The sequence below is a fragment of the Streptomyces sp. NPDC059695 genome, from assembly GCF_042733785.1.
Lineage (GTDB): Bacteria > Actinomycetota > Actinomycetes > Streptomycetales > Streptomycetaceae > Streptomyces.
In genome coordinates this window covers 188,315-202,264 of sequence record NZ_JBHWFF010000009.1, presented here as the reverse complement: position 1 = coordinate 202,264, position 13,950 = coordinate 188,315, and the positions used below count along the sequence as shown (strand labels likewise).

The 13,950-nt window shown below is 72.8% G+C and carries 13 protein-coding genes; 11 read left to right on the top strand and 2 right to left on the bottom strand.

What is annotated here, in order from left to right; all coding sequences use genetic code 11:
• Window positions 1-70 precede the first annotated feature (70 nt).
• From ACFV2S_RS14250 to ACFV2S_RS14225, 6 genes are all read left to right on the top strand, one after another.
• Window positions 71-1,069 (top strand): ABC transporter permease, encoded by a 999-nt coding sequence (locus ACFV2S_RS14250; protein WP_385557668.1) that lies wholly within the window; start codon window positions 71-73, stop codon window positions 1,067-1,069.
• Window positions 1,066-2,172 carry an ABC transporter ATP-binding protein gene (locus tag ACFV2S_RS14245; RefSeq protein ID WP_383801869.1) on the top strand — a complete coding sequence of 369 codons (1,107 nt, stop codon included), beginning with the start codon at window positions 1,066-1,068 and terminating at the stop codon, window positions 2,170-2,172. Before ACFV2S_RS14250 ends, ACFV2S_RS14245 begins: the two co-directional genes overlap by 4 nt.
• An 8-nt stretch (window positions 2,173-2,180) precedes the next feature.
• A complete protein-coding gene (locus tag ACFV2S_RS14240; protein ID WP_385557775.1) occupies window positions 2,181-3,248 on the top strand; it encodes an ABC transporter ATP-binding protein in 1,068 nt (355 codons plus the stop codon).
• 321 nt (window positions 3,249-3,569) lie between these two features.
• Entirely contained in the window at window positions 3,570-4,247 is a 678-nt protein-coding gene (locus ACFV2S_RS14235) for a trimeric intracellular cation channel family protein (RefSeq protein WP_385557664.1), read from the top strand.
• Between the two features lie 23 nt (window positions 4,248-4,270).
• On the top strand, window positions 4,271-5,122 hold the full coding sequence (locus ACFV2S_RS14230; RefSeq protein WP_385557661.1) for a thioesterase family protein: 852 nt from the start codon (window positions 4,271-4,273) through the stop codon (window positions 5,120-5,122).
• 419 nt (window positions 5,123-5,541) lie between these two features.
• On the top strand, window positions 5,542-6,705 hold the full coding sequence (locus tag ACFV2S_RS14225) for a cysteine desulfurase family protein (protein WP_385557658.1): 1,164 nt from the start codon (window positions 5,542-5,544) through the stop codon (window positions 6,703-6,705).
• Here the strand turns inward: ACFV2S_RS14225 and ACFV2S_RS14220 are convergent.
• Window positions 6,698-7,372 carry an N-acetylmuramoyl-L-alanine amidase gene (locus ACFV2S_RS14220; protein WP_383796978.1) on the bottom strand — a complete coding sequence of 225 codons (675 nt, stop codon included), beginning with the start codon at window positions 7,370-7,372 and terminating at the stop codon, window positions 6,698-6,700. The two genes, ACFV2S_RS14225 and ACFV2S_RS14220, sit on opposite strands and share 8 nt — an antisense overlap.
• A 61-nt stretch (window positions 7,373-7,433) precedes the next feature.
• Between ACFV2S_RS14220 and mnmA the strand changes: the two genes are divergently transcribed.
• Window positions 7,434-8,552: a tRNA 2-thiouridine(34) synthase MnmA gene (gene mnmA / locus ACFV2S_RS14215; protein ID WP_385557654.1), complete on the top strand. Its 1,119-nt coding sequence runs from the start codon at window positions 7,434-7,436 to the stop codon at window positions 8,550-8,552.
• Here the strand turns inward: mnmA and ACFV2S_RS14210 are convergent.
• Complete coding sequence (locus tag ACFV2S_RS14210; protein ID WP_385557651.1) at window positions 8,549-9,112, bottom strand: alpha/beta fold hydrolase; 564 nt, start codon at window positions 9,110-9,112, stop codon at window positions 8,549-8,551. The genes mnmA and ACFV2S_RS14210 overlap by 4 nt on opposite strands.
• A 78-nt stretch (window positions 9,113-9,190) precedes the next feature.
• Between ACFV2S_RS14210 and ACFV2S_RS14205 the strand changes: the two genes are divergently transcribed.
• The 4 genes from ACFV2S_RS14205 to ligA are packed head-to-tail and all read left to right on the top strand — an operon-like array spanning window position 9,191 to window position 13,633.
• Entirely contained in the window at window positions 9,191-9,730 is a 540-nt protein-coding gene (locus ACFV2S_RS14205) for a TIGR00730 family Rossman fold protein (protein WP_385557647.1), read from the top strand.
• 7 nt (window positions 9,731-9,737) lie between these two features.
• Window positions 9,738-10,436, top strand: coding sequence for an SDR family oxidoreductase (locus ACFV2S_RS14200; RefSeq protein WP_383796982.1), 699 nt, complete (start codon window positions 9,738-9,740; stop codon window positions 10,434-10,436).
• A gap of 11 nt (window positions 10,437-10,447) precedes the next feature.
• Entirely contained in the window at window positions 10,448-11,437 is a 990-nt protein-coding gene (locus ACFV2S_RS14195) for a methionine synthase (protein ID WP_385557772.1), read from the top strand.
• 15 nt (window positions 11,438-11,452) lie between these two features.
• Window positions 11,453-13,633, top strand: a complete 2,181-nt coding sequence (gene ligA / locus ACFV2S_RS14190; RefSeq protein ID WP_385557644.1) for an NAD-dependent DNA ligase LigA — start codon at window positions 11,453-11,455, stop codon at window positions 13,631-13,633.
• The last annotated feature ends 317 nt before the right edge of the window (window positions 13,634-13,950 follow it).

The following is a 13,950-nucleotide window of genomic DNA, read 5'->3' as shown; positions in this document are numbered from 1 at the left end:
GCCCCGCCCCGCCCCGCGCGGCGCCCCCCCCCCCGCCGCGGCCCCCCCCCCCCCCCGACCGGCCGACCGCATGCTTGCATACATAGTCCGACGGCTCTTCGCAGTCGTCGCGATGCTGCTCGTCGTCACGCTCGTGACGCTCAGCATCTTCTTCCTCATCCCCAAGATGACCGGCAGCGACCCTGCCGCGATGTTCGTCGGCAAGCAGGCGGATCCGGCTTCCATCGAGGCCGTCCGGCAGAAGCTGGGCCTGGACGAGCCGATCCTGGTGCAGTTCTGGCACTTCGTCTCCGGCATCTTCGTCGGCCGGGACTACACCGGCGGCGGCGACACCATCCACTGCGCCGCGCCCTGCTTCGGGTACTCCTTCCGTACCGAGCAGGACGTCTGGAGCATGCTGGTCGACGCCTTCCCGGTCACCCTGTCCATGGTCGTCGGCGCGGCCGTGCTGTGGCTGGTCCTCGGCGTCTCCACGGGCGTGGTCTCCGCGCTCAAGCGGGGCACGGTCATCGACCGCGCGGCGATGATCACCGCGCTCGCCGGCGTCTCGCTCCCCATCTTCTTCACCGCCATGCTGGCGATGCTCGTCTTCCGCACCCAGCTCCACTGGGTCGACGCCTCGTACGTGCCGATCACCGAGTCCTTCGGCGGCTGGTTCGGCGGACTGCTCCTTCCCTGGGTCACCCTCGCCTTCCTGTACGCGGCGATGTACGCGCGACTCACCCGCGCCACCATGCTGGAGGTCCTCGGCGAGGACTACATCCGCACCGCGCGGGCCAAGGGGCTGCCGGAGCCGGTCGTGCTCGGCAAGCACGCCATGCGCTCCACCATGACCCCCATCCTGACCATCTTCGGCATGGACCTCGGCGCCCTCATCGGCGGCGCGATCCTGACCGAGACCGCGTTCAGCCTCCACGGCCTCGGCGGCCTCGCCATCAAGGGCGTGAGCGAGCGTGACCTGCCGCTGATCCTGGCCGTCACCCTCATCACGGCCTCCTGCGTCGTCATCGCCAACCTCGTCGTGGACCTGCTGTACGCGGTGATCGACCCCCGAGTGAGGCTCGCATGACGGACAAGCTGACGAAGACGGGCGCTGCCGTGGGAGAGCCCGTCGACACCGGGAAGTCCGCCCCGTCCGAGGCCTTCCTCGACGTGCGCGACCTGAAGATCCACTTCCCGACCGACGACGGTCTGGTCAAGTCGGTCGATGGCCTCAGCTTCCAGCTGGAGAAGGGCAAGACCCTCGGCATCGTGGGCGAGTCCGGCTCCGGCAAGTCGGTCACCTCGCTCGGCATCATGGGCCTGCACACCGTCGGGCAGTACGGCCGGCAGAAGGCCCGCATCTCCGGCGAGATCTGGCTCAACGGCCGCGAGCTGCTCTCCGCGGACCCGGACGAGGTCCGCCGGATGCGCGGCCGCGAGATGGCGATGATCTTCCAGGACCCGCTGTCCGCGATGCACCCGTACTACTCGGTCGGCAACCAGATCGTGGAGGCGTACCGCATCCACAACGACGTCGACAAGAAGACGGCGAAGAGGCGGGCCGTCGAACTCCTCGACCGGGTCGGCATCCCCGAGCCCGCCAAGCGGTTCGACAACTACCCGCACGAGTTCTCCGGCGGCATGCGCCAGCGCGCGATGATCGCCATGGCGCTCGTCAACAACCCCGAACTGCTCATCGCCGACGAGCCGACCACCGCGCTCGACGTCACCGTGCAGGCACAGATCCTCGACCTGATGCGGGACCTCCAGAAGGAGTTCGGCTCCGCGGTCGTCATCATCACCCACGACCTCGGCGTCGTCGCCGAGCTCGCCGACGACATCCTCGTCATGTACGGCGGGCGCTGCGTCGAGCGCGGACCGGCCGAGTCCGTCTTCTACGAGCCGCAGCACCCCTACACCTGGGGCCTGCTCGGCTCGATGCCCAGGATCGACCGCGAGCAGACCGAGCGGCTCATCCCGGTCAAGGGCAACCCGCCCAGCCTCATCAACATCCCGAGCGGCTGCGCCTTCAACCCCCGCTGCCCGTACGCGGACGTCCCCAAGGGCGGCATCACGCGCACCCAGCGGCCGGAGCTGGCGCCGGCCGGGGACCGCCACTTCTCGGCATGCCACATGCCGCAGGAGGAGCGGACCCGCATCTGGACCGAAGAGATTGCGCCGAAACTGTGAGCGACAACATGGAGCCCCTGCTCAAGGTCACCGGCCTGAAGAAGCACTTCCCCATCAAGAAGGGGCTGCTCCAGCGCCAGACCGGTGCGGTCAAGGCGGTCGACGGCCTCGACTTCGAGGTCTACCCCGGTGAGACCCTCGGCGTCGTCGGCGAGTCCGGCTGCGGCAAGTCGACGATGGGCCGGCTCATCACCCGGCTCCTCGAACCGACCGAGGGAACCATCGAGTTCCAGGGCAAGGACATCTCGCACCTCGGCGTCTCGGGCATGCGCCCGTTCCGCCGGGACATCCAGATGATCTTCCAGGACCCGTACGGCTCGCTGAACCCGCGCCACACCGTCGGCTCGATCGTCTCGGCCCCCTTCAAGCTCCAGGGCGTCGAGCCCGAGGGCGGCGTGAAGAAGGAGGTCCAGCGCCTGCTGGGCCTGGTCGGCCTCAACCCCGAGCACTACAACCGCTACCCGCACGAGTTCTCCGGCGGTCAGCGCCAGCGCATCGGCATCGCCCGCGCCCTGGCCCTGAAGCCGAAGCTGGTCGTCGCGGACGAGCCCGTCTCGGCCCTGGACGTCTCCATCCAGGCGCAGGTGGTCAACCTCCTGGACGACCTCCAGCAGGAGCTCGGCCTCACGTACGTGATCATCGCCCACGACCTCTCCGTGATCCGGCACGTCTCGGACCGCATCGCGGTGATGTACCTGGGCAAGGTCGTGGAACTGGCGGACCGCAAGTCCCTGTACGAGGCGCCCATGCACCCGTACACGCGGGCGCTCATGTCGGCCGTCCCGATCCCGGACCCGCGCCGCCGGGGCGCCAAGAGCGACCGGATCCTGCTGAAGGGCGACGTCCCGTCCCCGATCGCCCCGCCGGCGGGCTGCCGCTTCCACACCCGGTGCTGGAAGGCCACGGACCTGTGCAAGACCCAGGAGCCCCCGCTCCTGGAACTCCGCCCGGGCCAGCGCGTGGCCTGCCACCACCCGGAGAACGCGGAGGCGGTCACGATCCCGGCCGCGCGCGCATCGGTGGACGTCGCGATCACGAAGCCCCCGAAGCCGGAGGCCGACGAGCCCGAGGCCTGACCCGCGCCCGCCGTTGCGGGCCTTCGCCCCGCCGCGTGTGGGCAATCGTCCCGCTGGGGCGGGACGGGTGGGCACACGGGACGGCGCGCTCGGCCGCGCCTCCGCGTCCCGTGCCTGGACCCGCACCACCGGTTCCGTGCACGGGGTGCGGGTTCAGGCCCAGTAGCCTCCCGCGCTGGCAAGGGCGCCGTTCCGTTGTGCCCACCCGTTCCGCCCCGGCGGAACGCATGCCCACAACGGCGGGTGCGCGCCGCCCACCCGGCGGCGGGCGGCGGGCGCCGCGCGGCAGGGGCAGCCCGGAGCAACCGGGACAATGGGGCCGTGCTCCACGAATTGTTCACCCCCTCCGTCCAACACGCCCTCGACCTCGTCGGCATCTTCGTCTTCGCCATCTCCGGCGCCCTCCTCGCCGTCCGCAAGAACTTCGACGTCTTCGGCATCGCCGTCCTCGCCGAGGTCACCGCCCTCGGCGGCGGTCTCTTCCGCGACCTGGTCATCGGCGCCGTGCCCCCCGCCGCGTTCAGCGATCTCGGCTACTTCCTGATGCCGCTGATCGCGGCGGTCCTCGTCTTCTTCCTCCACCCGGAGGTCGAGCGCACCCAGACCGCGGTGAACGTCTTCGACGCGGCCGGCCTCGGGCTCTTCTGCGTGACCGGCACGATCAAGGCGTACGACTACGGCCTGGGCCTCACGTCCTCCGCCGCGCTGGGCCTGGCGACCGCCGTCGGCGGCGGTGTGCTGAGGGACGTGCTGGCGAACGAGGTGCCGTCGCTGCTGCGCTGGGACCGGGACCTGTACGCCGTCCCGGCGATCGTGGGCGCGACGATGGTCGTGCTGTGCATCCGGTTCGACACGCTCAACGCGTTCACGAGCGGCGCCGCCGTCGTGACCGCCTTCGTGCTGCGCCTCCTCGCCCTGCGCTTCCACTGGCGCGCGCCCCGCGCCTGGAACCGCCGCTCGTCCGCGAGCGAGGAACCGGAAAAAGCTACCGCTCAGTAGCTAGCTGCGGTACCGTCGGAGCCATGAGCACGAGCACCGAGGCAGCCCCCGCCGTCACGAGCGAGTTCGACCGCGACACCGCCGTCACCCTCAGGGAGACCGGCGTCTACGACGCCGAGCTCTCCGCCGGCTGGACGATCATCCACGCCGTCAACGGCGGCTACCTCCTCGCCCTGCTCGGCCGCGCCCTCGGCGAGCACCTCCCGCACCCGGACCCGTTCACGATCTCGGCGCACTACCTCACGCCGTCCGTGCCGGGCCCCGCGGTGATCCGGACGCAGACCGTCCGCGCCGGCCGGACCCTCTCCACCGGCCAGGCCTCGCTCTTCCAGTACGCCGAGGACGGCACCGAGGTCGAGCGCATCCGCGTCCTCGCCTCGTACGGAGACCTCGACGCGCTTCCCGACGACGTCCGCACCTCCGCGACGCCGCCGGCGATGGCCCCGATCGAGAACTGCTTCAGCGCGGCGGACAACCCGGCCCCCAGGATCCCCGGCTCCTCCGCGATCGCGGACCGCCTCGACCTCCGCCTGGACCCGGCCTGCGTCGGCTGGGCGGTCGGCGCGCCCTCGGGCAAGGGCGAGATGCGCGCGTGGTTCGGCCTGGCCGACGGCCGCGAGCCCGACGCCCTCTCGCTGCTGCTCGCGGTCGACGCGCTGCCGCCGACCTCCTTCGAACTGGGCCTCAAGGGCTGGACGCCGACGGTGGAGCTCACGACCCACGTGCGCTGCCGCCCGGCGCCGGGTCCGCTGCGGGTCTCGATCACCACGCGGAACCTGGCGGGCGGCTTCCTGGAGGAGGACGCCGAGGTCTGGGACAGCGCGAACCGCCTGGTGGCCCAGTCCCGCCAACTGGCCCGAGCCCCCCGCCCCTGACCGCCCGCGCCCGTGCGGCCCTTCCCGGCGGGGCGCCGCCCCGCGCCCCGCGTGGGCCTCCCGCCCAGGCCCGTGTGGGCCTTCGCCCGCTGCCCGTGTGGGCAATCGTCCCGCTGGGGCGGGACGGGTGGGCACACGGGACGGCGCCCTCAGCGGCGCCTCCGCGTTCCGCGCCTGGACCCGCACCACGAGCGGCGGCGGGCATCCGGTGCGGGTCAGGGCGCGGGAGCCTGGGCCCGGCACGGGGCGCCGTTCCGTTGTGCCCACCCGTTCCGCCCCAGCGGAACGATTGCCCACAACGGCGGGACGATGCCCCACAACGGCGGGCACGGCCCCGCGCCGCCCGCGGCTGAGAACCGCCCCCCGAGAACAGGCCAGGCGACGGCCCCGCCACCCCGGGCTCGTAGAATCGACCCACCATGGCTTACCTCGACCACGCCGCGACCACGCCCATGCTGCCCGAGGCGATCGAGGCGATGACCGCCCAGCTCGCCGTCACGGGCAACGCCTCCTCCCTGCACGCCGCCGGACGGCGCGCCCGGCGGACCGTCGAGGAGGGGCGCGAGACCCTCGCCGCCGCGCTCGGCGCGCGGCCGAGCGAGGTCGTCTTCACCTCCGGCGGAACCGAGGCCGACAACCTCGCCGTGAAGGGCCTGTACTGGGCCCGTCGCGCCGCCGACCCCCGCCGCACCCGCGTCCTGGCCAGTCCGGTCGAGCACCACGCCGTCCTGGACGCCGTCGACTGGCTCGCCACCCACGAGGGCGCCACCGTCGACTACCTCCCCGTCGACGCCCACGGCCGCGTCCACCCCGACGCCCTGCGCGGGGCGATCGCCCGCGACCCCGATTCCGTCGCCCTGGCCACCGTCATGTGGGCGAACAACGAGATCGGCACGATCATGCCGGTCCGTGAACTCGCCGACGTCGCCGCGGAGTACGGCGTCCCCCTGCACGCCGACGCCGTCCAGGCGGTGGGTCAGATCCCGGTCGACTTCGCCGCCTCCGGCCTCGCCGCGATGACGGTCTCCGGCCACAAGATCGGCGGCCCGTACGGCATCGGCGCCCTGCTCCTGGGCCGCGAGCACACCCCCGTACCGGTGCTGCACGGCGGCGGACAGGAGCGGCACGTCCGCTCCGGCACCCTCGACGTGCCCGCCGTCGCCGCCTTCGCCGTGGCCGCCCGGCTCGCCGCCGAGCGGCAGGAGGAGTTCGCCCGGGAGGTCGGCGCCCTGCGCGACGAGCTCGTGACCGCCGTCCGGGCGCTCGTGCCCGACGCGATCCTCGGCGGCGACCCGGTCGGCCGGCTCCCGGCCAACGCCCACTTCACCTTCCCCGGCTGCGAGGGCGACTCCCTGCTCCTGCTGCTCGACGCGGCCGGCATCGCCTGCTCCACGGGCTCTGCCTGCACCGCGGGCATCGCCCAGCCCAGCCACGTCCTGCTCGCCACCGGCACCGACCCCGACCTGGCCCGCGGCACCCTGCGCTTCTCCCTCGGCCACACCTCCACCGAGGAGGACGTGGCGGCGGTCGCCGGGGCGATCGGCCCGGCCGTCGACCGCGCCCGCACGGCCGGCCTCAGCTGATCCGAGAGCGGGCCTTCCGCACGAGCGCCATGTACCGGCCCCAGTCCCAGTGCGGACCGGGGTCGGTGTGGTCGGTGCCCTCGACCTCGACGTGCCCGATGATGTGCTCCCGGTCCACGGGTATCCCGTACCGGGCGCATATGTCGGCCGTGAGCCGCGCCGAGCCCTCGTACATCGCCGTCGTGAAGTCCTGCGGCCGGTCGACGAAGCCCTCGTGCTCGATGCCGATGCTCCGCTCGTTCATGTCGCGGTTCCCGGCGTGGAAGGCGACGTCGAGCTCCCGGATCATCTGCGCCACATGGCCGTCCTTGCGGACCACGTAGTGCGCGGCGGCCCCGTGCGACGGGTCCTTGAAGACCCTCAGGGCCGACGCGTAGCTGCCCTGCACGACGTGGATCACGACCCGGTCGACCGTGTAGTCGTCCGGCCGGTCGGCCCGCCGCCAGTTCGCCCGCGCCGCCGAGGTCCACTCGGCGCCCTTGTGGTCGAGCTCCCCCTCGACCCGCTTCTTCTCCATCCCCGGCAGCCGCCACCACAGGCGCCCCAGCTCGTCCCTGGCCAGCGCGGCCGTGCCCACCGCGGCGGCCGCGCCGCCGATCAGCACGGCCCGTCGCCCCACGCGCCGGCCGCCCGCCCCGCTCCCCGTGCCCTTCGGCTTGCTCCCCATGCCACCGAGAACGCTTACTACCGCGACCGCGGTTCCCGTCGCCCCGTACCCTGGTAGCGCTATGACTAAGACTCTCCGCGTCCTCGCCGCCATGTCCGGCGGAGTGGACTCCGCCGTCGCCGCCGCCCGTGCGGCCGAAGCCGGTCACGACGTCACCGGCGTGCACCTGGCCCTCTCCGCGAACCCGCAGTCCTTCCGCACCGGAGCGCGCGGCTGCTGCACGATCGAGGATTCGCGGGACGCGCGCCGGGCGGCCGACGTCATCGGCATCCCCTTCTACGTGTGGGACCTCGCCGAGCGGTTCCGCGAGGACGTCGTCGACGACTTCGTCGCCGAGTACGAGGCGGGCCGCACGCCCAACCCGTGCCTGCGCTGCAACGAGAAGATCAAGTTCGCCGCGCTCCTCGACAAGGCGCTCGCCCTCGGCTTCGACGCGGTCTGCACCGGCCACTACGCCACCGTCGTCCTGAACGAGGACGGCACCCGCGAGCTGCACCGGGCCTCCGACATGGCCAAGGACCAGTCGTACGTCCTCGGCGTGCTCGACGAGAAGCAGCTTGCCCACGCGATGTTCCCGCTCGGCGACACCCTCACCACCAAGGACGAGATCCGGGCGGAGGCGGAGCGGCGCGGGCTCGCGGTCGCGAAGAAGCCCGACAGCCACGACATCTGCTTCATCGCCGACGGCGACACCCAGGGCTTCCTCGCCGGCCGGCTGGGCAGGGCGGAGGGCGACATCGTCGACGAGACGGGGACGAAGGTCGGCAGCCACGAGGGCGCGTACGGCTTCACCATCGGCCAGCGCAAGGGCCTGCGGATCGGCCACCCGGCGGCGGACGGCAAGCCCCGCTACGTCCTCGACATCTCGCCCGTGAACAACACGGTCACGGTCGGTCCCGCCGAGGCGCTCGACGTCATCGCGCTCACCGCGATCAAGCCCCGCTGGTGCGGCACCGCCCCCGAGGGCCCCGGCCGCTACACCGCCCAGCTCCGCGCCCACGGCGACGAGACGCCGGTGAGCGCGGCGATGGAGGACGGCGAGCTGAGAGTCTCCTTCGACGCGCCCGTCCGCGGCGTGGCGCCCGGCCAGGCGATCGTCCTGTACGACGGCACGCGCGTGGTGGGCTCGGCGACGATCGCGGCGACCACCAGGCGCACGGCCGCCACGGCCACCGCCTAGGGTCCGCCCGGGGACTCCGCCAGGGAGTCCTCCAGGAACTCCTCCAGGACCGGGGCCAGGACGTGCGGGGCCACCTCGCGCGTCTGCCCCGTCAGGGTGCGGTGCCGGGCCCGGGGGAGGGCCGCCGTCAGGGCGCGGGCCGTCCGCCGGGTCTCCGCCGGGCTCGCGCCCCCGTCGACCACGAGCACGCGCGCGTGGACCGCCTGTACGAGCCGGTCCGCGAGCGGCTCCGGCTCGTACACCGACACCGCCGCCACCGGGAGCCCCGCCGCCGCCCCCGCGAGCGCGAGGACGCCGCCCGTCTCCGTGCCGTGCACGGCCGCGCCGGGACCCGCCGCCTCCAGGACGGCCGCCAGGTCCTCGATCTCCCGCTCCACCGCCCCGCCCCAGCGCCGCTCGTACGTCACGACGGAGAAGCGCCGGGCCAGCAGCACGGCCAGCGCCCGCCCGCCGCCGTCCGTGCCCGGCACCAGCACGAGGGGACTCCCGTCCCCGTACCGCTCGTACGCGATCTCCCTGCCGTCCCGCGACACGACACGGCCCCTGCTCACCTCGTCCATGGCAGGGCAGACCGGGGCCGTCGGGGAAACTCATCGCCGCCCGCCGGACTTTCTCCGCGACCCCCTACGGTGGAGGCCATGAACATCTGCGTCTTCCTCTCCGCCGCCGACCTCGACGAGCGCTACACGACCCCCGCCCGGGAGTTCGCCACGCTCCTCGGCAAGGCCGGCCACACCCTGGTCTGGGGCGGCTCCGACACCGGTCTCATGAAGGTCGTCGCGGACGGCGTCCAGGACGCGGGCGGCCGTCTCGTCGGCGTCTCCGTGGACTTCCTCGCCCACAAGGCCCGGCCGAACGCCGACGAGATGGTCGTCGCCGGGGACCTCGCCGAGCGCAAGGCACTGCTCCTCGCCAAGTCCGACGCCGTCGTGGTCATGGTCGGCGGCACGGGCACCCTCGACGAGGCCACCGAGATCCTGGAGCTGAAGAAGCACGGCAAGCACGCCAAGCCGGTCGTCCTGCTCAACACGGCCGGTTTCTACGACGGACTGAAGGCGCAGTTCCGCCGCATGGAGGACGAGGGCTTCCTCCCGATCCCCCTCGCCGACCTCGTCCTCTTCGCGGACGACGCCCCTTCGGCCCTCGCCCACCTGGAGGCGGAGATCGCCTCCCGCTGATGCGAGCATGGTGCCCATGGCTACACATGTGATCACCGGAGCGGGTTCCGGCATCGGCGCGGCCGTCGCGCGCCGCCTTCACGCGCGCGGGGACGAACTCGTGCTCCACGCGCGCGACGCGGGGCGGGGGAAGGAGCTCGCCGCCCTGTTCCCCGGCGCGCGGACGCTCGTCGGGGACCTCGCCGACCCGGACCGGCTGTCCTGGGCCTTCTCGCACCAGAGCCTCCCGGACCGGGTGGACAGCCTGCTGCACATCGCGGGCGTCGTCGACCTCGGCCCGATCGGGGAACTCACCCCGAAGACCTGGCACCACCAGCTGAACGTCAACCTGGTCGCCCCGGCCGAGCTGACCCGTCACTTCCTGCCCCAGCTGCGGGTCTCCCAGGGCCACGTCGTCTTCGTGAACTCCGGCGCCGGGCTCAACGCGCACGCCGAGTGGGGCGCGTACGCCGCCTCCAAGCACGGCCTGAAGGCCCTCGCGGACTCCCTGCGCCACGAGGAGCACGCCCACGGCGTGCGGGTGACCTCGGTCTACCCCGGCCGCACCGCCAGCCCCATGCAGGTGAAGGTCCACCAGCAGGAGGGCAAGGAGTACGACGCCTCCCGCTGGATCGATCCCGAGTCCGTCGCGACGGCGATCCTCACGGCGATCGATCTCCCGCGCGACGCGGAGATCAACGACCTCACCGTGCGCCCGGGGCGGTAGACGTGAGCGACATGAAGCCCTTCGGCCCCGCCACCGGCGTCGGCTCCCTGCCCGGCGGCGACGCCCGCGAGGCGGCGAAGACCGTCACCGGGTCCTTCGAGGACTTCCCGTTCCTCGCGGAGCTGCCCGCCCGGGGCCCCGGCGCCGACATGATCGGCCGGACGATCGGGATGCTCGTCGAGCTGTACGCGCACGTGGAGCCGAGCGGCTGGCGGATCAGCGACCGGCCCGGCCGCGACACCAAGCGGGCCCGCTCCTGGCTCGGTGAGGACCTCGACGCACTGGAGGAGTTCACCCAGGGGTACGAGGGCCCGCTGAAGGTCCAGGCCGTCGGCCCGTGGACGCTCGCCGCGGCCCTGGAGCTGCGCGGCGGCGAGGCCGCCCTCGGCGACGCCGGGGCCTGCCGCGACCTGGCCGGCTCCCTCGCGGAGGGCCTGCGCGCGCACCTCGCGGAGGTCGCCCGGCGGGTCCCGGGCGCGCGGATCGTGCTCCAGCTCGACGAGCCCTCGCTCACCGCCGTGCTGCGCGGCCACGTCCGCACCGCCAGCGGCTACCGCACCCACCGGGCCGTCGACCGGCAGGTCGTGGAGAGCGCCCTGCGGGACGTCATGGCCGTCCACGACGGCCCGGTGGTCGTCCACTCCTGCGCGCCCGACGTGCCGTTCGCCCTGCTGCGGCGGGCGGGCGCGGCGGGCGTCTCGTTCGATTTCTCGCTCCTCACCGAACGTGACGAGGAGACGATCGGCGAGGCCGTGGAGGCCGGGACGAAGCTCTTCGCCGGTGTGGTGCCGTCCACCGACACGGCATTGTCCGACCCGGGCGGTAGCGTCATGGGTGTCAGGACGCTGTGGCGCAGGCTGGGGCTGAATCCGGGGACTCTGGCGGAGTCCGTCGTGGTCACGCCCTCGTGCGGGCTCGCGGGCGCTTCGCCCGCCTACGCCCGGGCGGCGCTCGCCCACTGCGTCAGAGCGGCACGGTCGCTCGCGGACAACCCTGAGTAACGGGAGGACGAAACGGTGGCAGTCGAACAGGGGGCCCTGCCCGCCGAGGCACGGGAGAAGCACGCCGAGCTGGCCGAGCAGGTCGAGGAGCACCGCTTCCGGTACTACGTGAAGGACCAGCCGGTCATCAGCGACGGCGACTTCGACCGGCTCCTGCGCGCGCTGGAAGCGCTGGAGGAGGAGTACCCGGAGCTGCGGACGCCGGACTCGCCGACGCAGAAGGTCGCCGGGCAGTACGAGACCGAGTTCACCTCCGTCGAGCACCGGGAGCGCATGCTCTCCCTGGACAACGCCTTCGACGACGAGGAGCTCGCCACCTGGGCCGAGCGCGTCGCCCGGGACGTCGGCGGGGTCGGCTACCACTACCTGTGCGAGCTCAAGGTCGACGGCCTCGCGGTCAACCTCACCTACGAGCACGGGCGGCTGACCCGCGCCGCCACCCGCGGCGACGGCCGCACCGGCGAGGACATCACGCCGAACGTCCGGACGATCGCCGACATCCCCGAGCGGCTGCGCGGCGAGCGGATCCCGGACCTCGTGGAGATCCGCGGCGAGGTCTACTTCCCGATGGACGGCTTCGAGGCGCTCAACGCCCGACTGGTGGAGGCCGGCGACAAGCCCTTCGCCAACCCGCGCAACGCGGCCGCGGGCTCGCTCCGGCAGAAGGACCCGAAGGTCACCGCCTCGCGCCCGCTCCACATGGTGGTGCACGGCATCGGCGCCCGCGAGGGCTTCGCCATCGACTGCCTCTCCCACGCGTACGAGCTGCTGCGCGAGTGGGGCCTGCCCACCGCCCGGCACAACAGGGTGGTCGACTCGCTCGACGGCGTGCGCGAGTTCATCGCGTACTTCGGGGAGAACCGCCACTCCGTGGAGCACGAGATCGACGGGGTCGTCGTCAAGCTCGACGAGATCCCCCTCCAGGGCCGTCTCGGCTCCACCGCGCGCGCCCCGCGCTGGGCGATCGCCTGGAAGTACGCGCCGGAGGAGGTCAACACCAAGCTGATCGACATCAAGGTCGGCGTCGGCCGGACCGGGCGCGTCACCCCGTACGCCCAGGTCGAGCCGGTGACCGTGGCCGGCTCCGAGGTCGAGTTCGCGACCCTTCACAACCAGGAGGTCGTGAAGGCCAAGGGCGTGCTGATCGGCGACACCGTCGTGCTGCGCAAGGCCGGCGACGTCATCCCCGAGATCCTCGGCCCGGTCGCCGACCTGCGGGACGGCACCGAGCGGGAGTTCGTGATGCCCGACGAGTGCCCGGAGTGCGGGACGCCGCTGAAGGCGATGAAGGAGGGCGACATCGACCTCCGCTGCCCGAACGCCCGGACCTGCCCGGCGCAGCTGCGTGAACGTCTCTTCTTCCTCGCCGGGCGCCAGTGCCTGGACATCGAGAACTTCGGCGCCGTCGCCGCCGCGGCCCTGACCCGGCCCCTGGAGCCCGCCGAGCCGCCGCTCGCGGACGAGGGCGACCTCTTCGACCTCACCATCGAGCAGCTCCTGCCGATCAAGGCGTACGTCCTCGACCCGGACAGCGGACTGCCCCGGCGTGACCCGAAGACCGGCGAGGAGAAGATCGTCACGGTCTTCGCCAACCAGAAGGGCGAGCCGAAGAAGAACGCGCTCGCGATGCTGGAGAACATCGCGGCGGCCAAGACCCGCCCGCTGGCCCGCTTCATCAACGGGCTCTCCATCCGGCACGTGGGGCCGGTCGCGGCCGAGGCGCTGGCCCGCGAGTTCCGCTCCCTGGAGCGGATCGAGCAGGCGAGCGAGGAGGAGCTGGCGGCCGTCGACGGCGTCGGCGGGATCATCGCGGCCGCGGTGAAGCAGTGGTTCTCCGAGGAGTGGCACCGCGAGATCGTGCGCAAGTGGCGGGCCGCCGGGGTGGCCCTGGAGGACGAGGGGGCCGGCGAGGACGTCGGACCGCGTCCGCTGGAGGGCCTGACGGTCGTGGTGACCGGGACGCTGGAGAAGTTCACCAGGGATGGCGCAAAAGAGTCCCTCCAGGGGCTCGGAGCGAAGGTGACCGGTTCCGTTTCGAAGAAGACCTCCTTCGTGGTGGTGGGTGAAAACCCTGGTTCGAAGTACGACAAGGCGATGCAGCTGAAGGTTCCGGTTCTGGACGAGGAAGGGTTCTCCGTCCTGCTCGAACAGGGGCCCGACGCCGCTCGGGAGGCCGCGGTACCCGTCGCCGGGTAGCCTCCCGACACCCCCTGGAAGCTCACCCGTTCGGCGCATACCAGATCGTTACGGGTGGCCGGGTCGCATTCGGGCAAGAGAGGGAGAGCGCTGCCCGTCGGGGCCCTCGGCGGCCTAGTGTGGTGACCGTGCGTCCAGTCCTGCACGCCCGCGTGAGGGCTCTGCCGGCGTGGCGTCAGGACAACGGCCCCGTGACACCGGGAGCGGGCGCCCCCCGGGGGCCCCCCCCCCCGCCGGGCCCCCCCCCCCCCCCCGCGCGCCCGCCGCGCCAACCCCCCCCACACCCCCCCCCCCGCGGGGATGGGCGGGGGCTGTAA

What these genes read in the sequence shown, in the direction of transcription:
- ACFV2S_RS14250 (WP_385557668.1), top strand. Translation starts at nt 71, where the DNA reads ATGCTTGCATACATAGTCCGACGGCTCTTCGCAGTCGTCGCGATGCTG.
- ACFV2S_RS14245 (WP_383801869.1), top strand. Translation starts at nt 1,066, where the DNA reads ATGACGGACAAGCTGACGAAGACGGGCGCTGCCGTGGGAGAGCCCGTC.
- ACFV2S_RS14240 (WP_385557775.1), top strand. Translation starts at nt 2,181, where the DNA reads ATGGAGCCCCTGCTCAAGGTCACCGGCCTGAAGAAGCACTTCCCCATC.
- ACFV2S_RS14230 (WP_385557661.1), top strand. Translation starts at nt 4,271, where the DNA reads ATGAGCACGAGCACCGAGGCAGCCCCCGCCGTCACGAGCGAGTTCGAC.
- ACFV2S_RS14225 (WP_385557658.1), top strand. Translation starts at nt 5,542, where the DNA reads ATGGCTTACCTCGACCACGCCGCGACCACGCCCATGCTGCCCGAGGCG.
- ACFV2S_RS14220 (WP_383796978.1), bottom strand. Translation starts at nt 7,372, where the DNA reads ATGGGGAGCAAGCCGAAGGGCACGGGGAGCGGGGCGGGCGGCCGGCGC.
- mnmA (WP_385557654.1), top strand. Translation starts at nt 7,434, where the DNA reads ATGACTAAGACTCTCCGCGTCCTCGCCGCCATGTCCGGCGGAGTGGAC.
- ACFV2S_RS14210 (WP_385557651.1), bottom strand. Translation starts at nt 9,112, where the DNA reads ATGGACGAGGTGAGCAGGGGCCGTGTCGTGTCGCGGGACGGCAGGGAG.
- ACFV2S_RS14205 (WP_385557647.1), top strand. Translation starts at nt 9,191, where the DNA reads ATGAACATCTGCGTCTTCCTCTCCGCCGCCGACCTCGACGAGCGCTAC.
- ACFV2S_RS14200 (WP_383796982.1), top strand. Translation starts at nt 9,738, where the DNA reads ATGGTGCCCATGGCTACACATGTGATCACCGGAGCGGGTTCCGGCATC.
- ACFV2S_RS14195 (WP_385557772.1), top strand. Translation starts at nt 10,448, where the DNA reads ATGAAGCCCTTCGGCCCCGCCACCGGCGTCGGCTCCCTGCCCGGCGGC.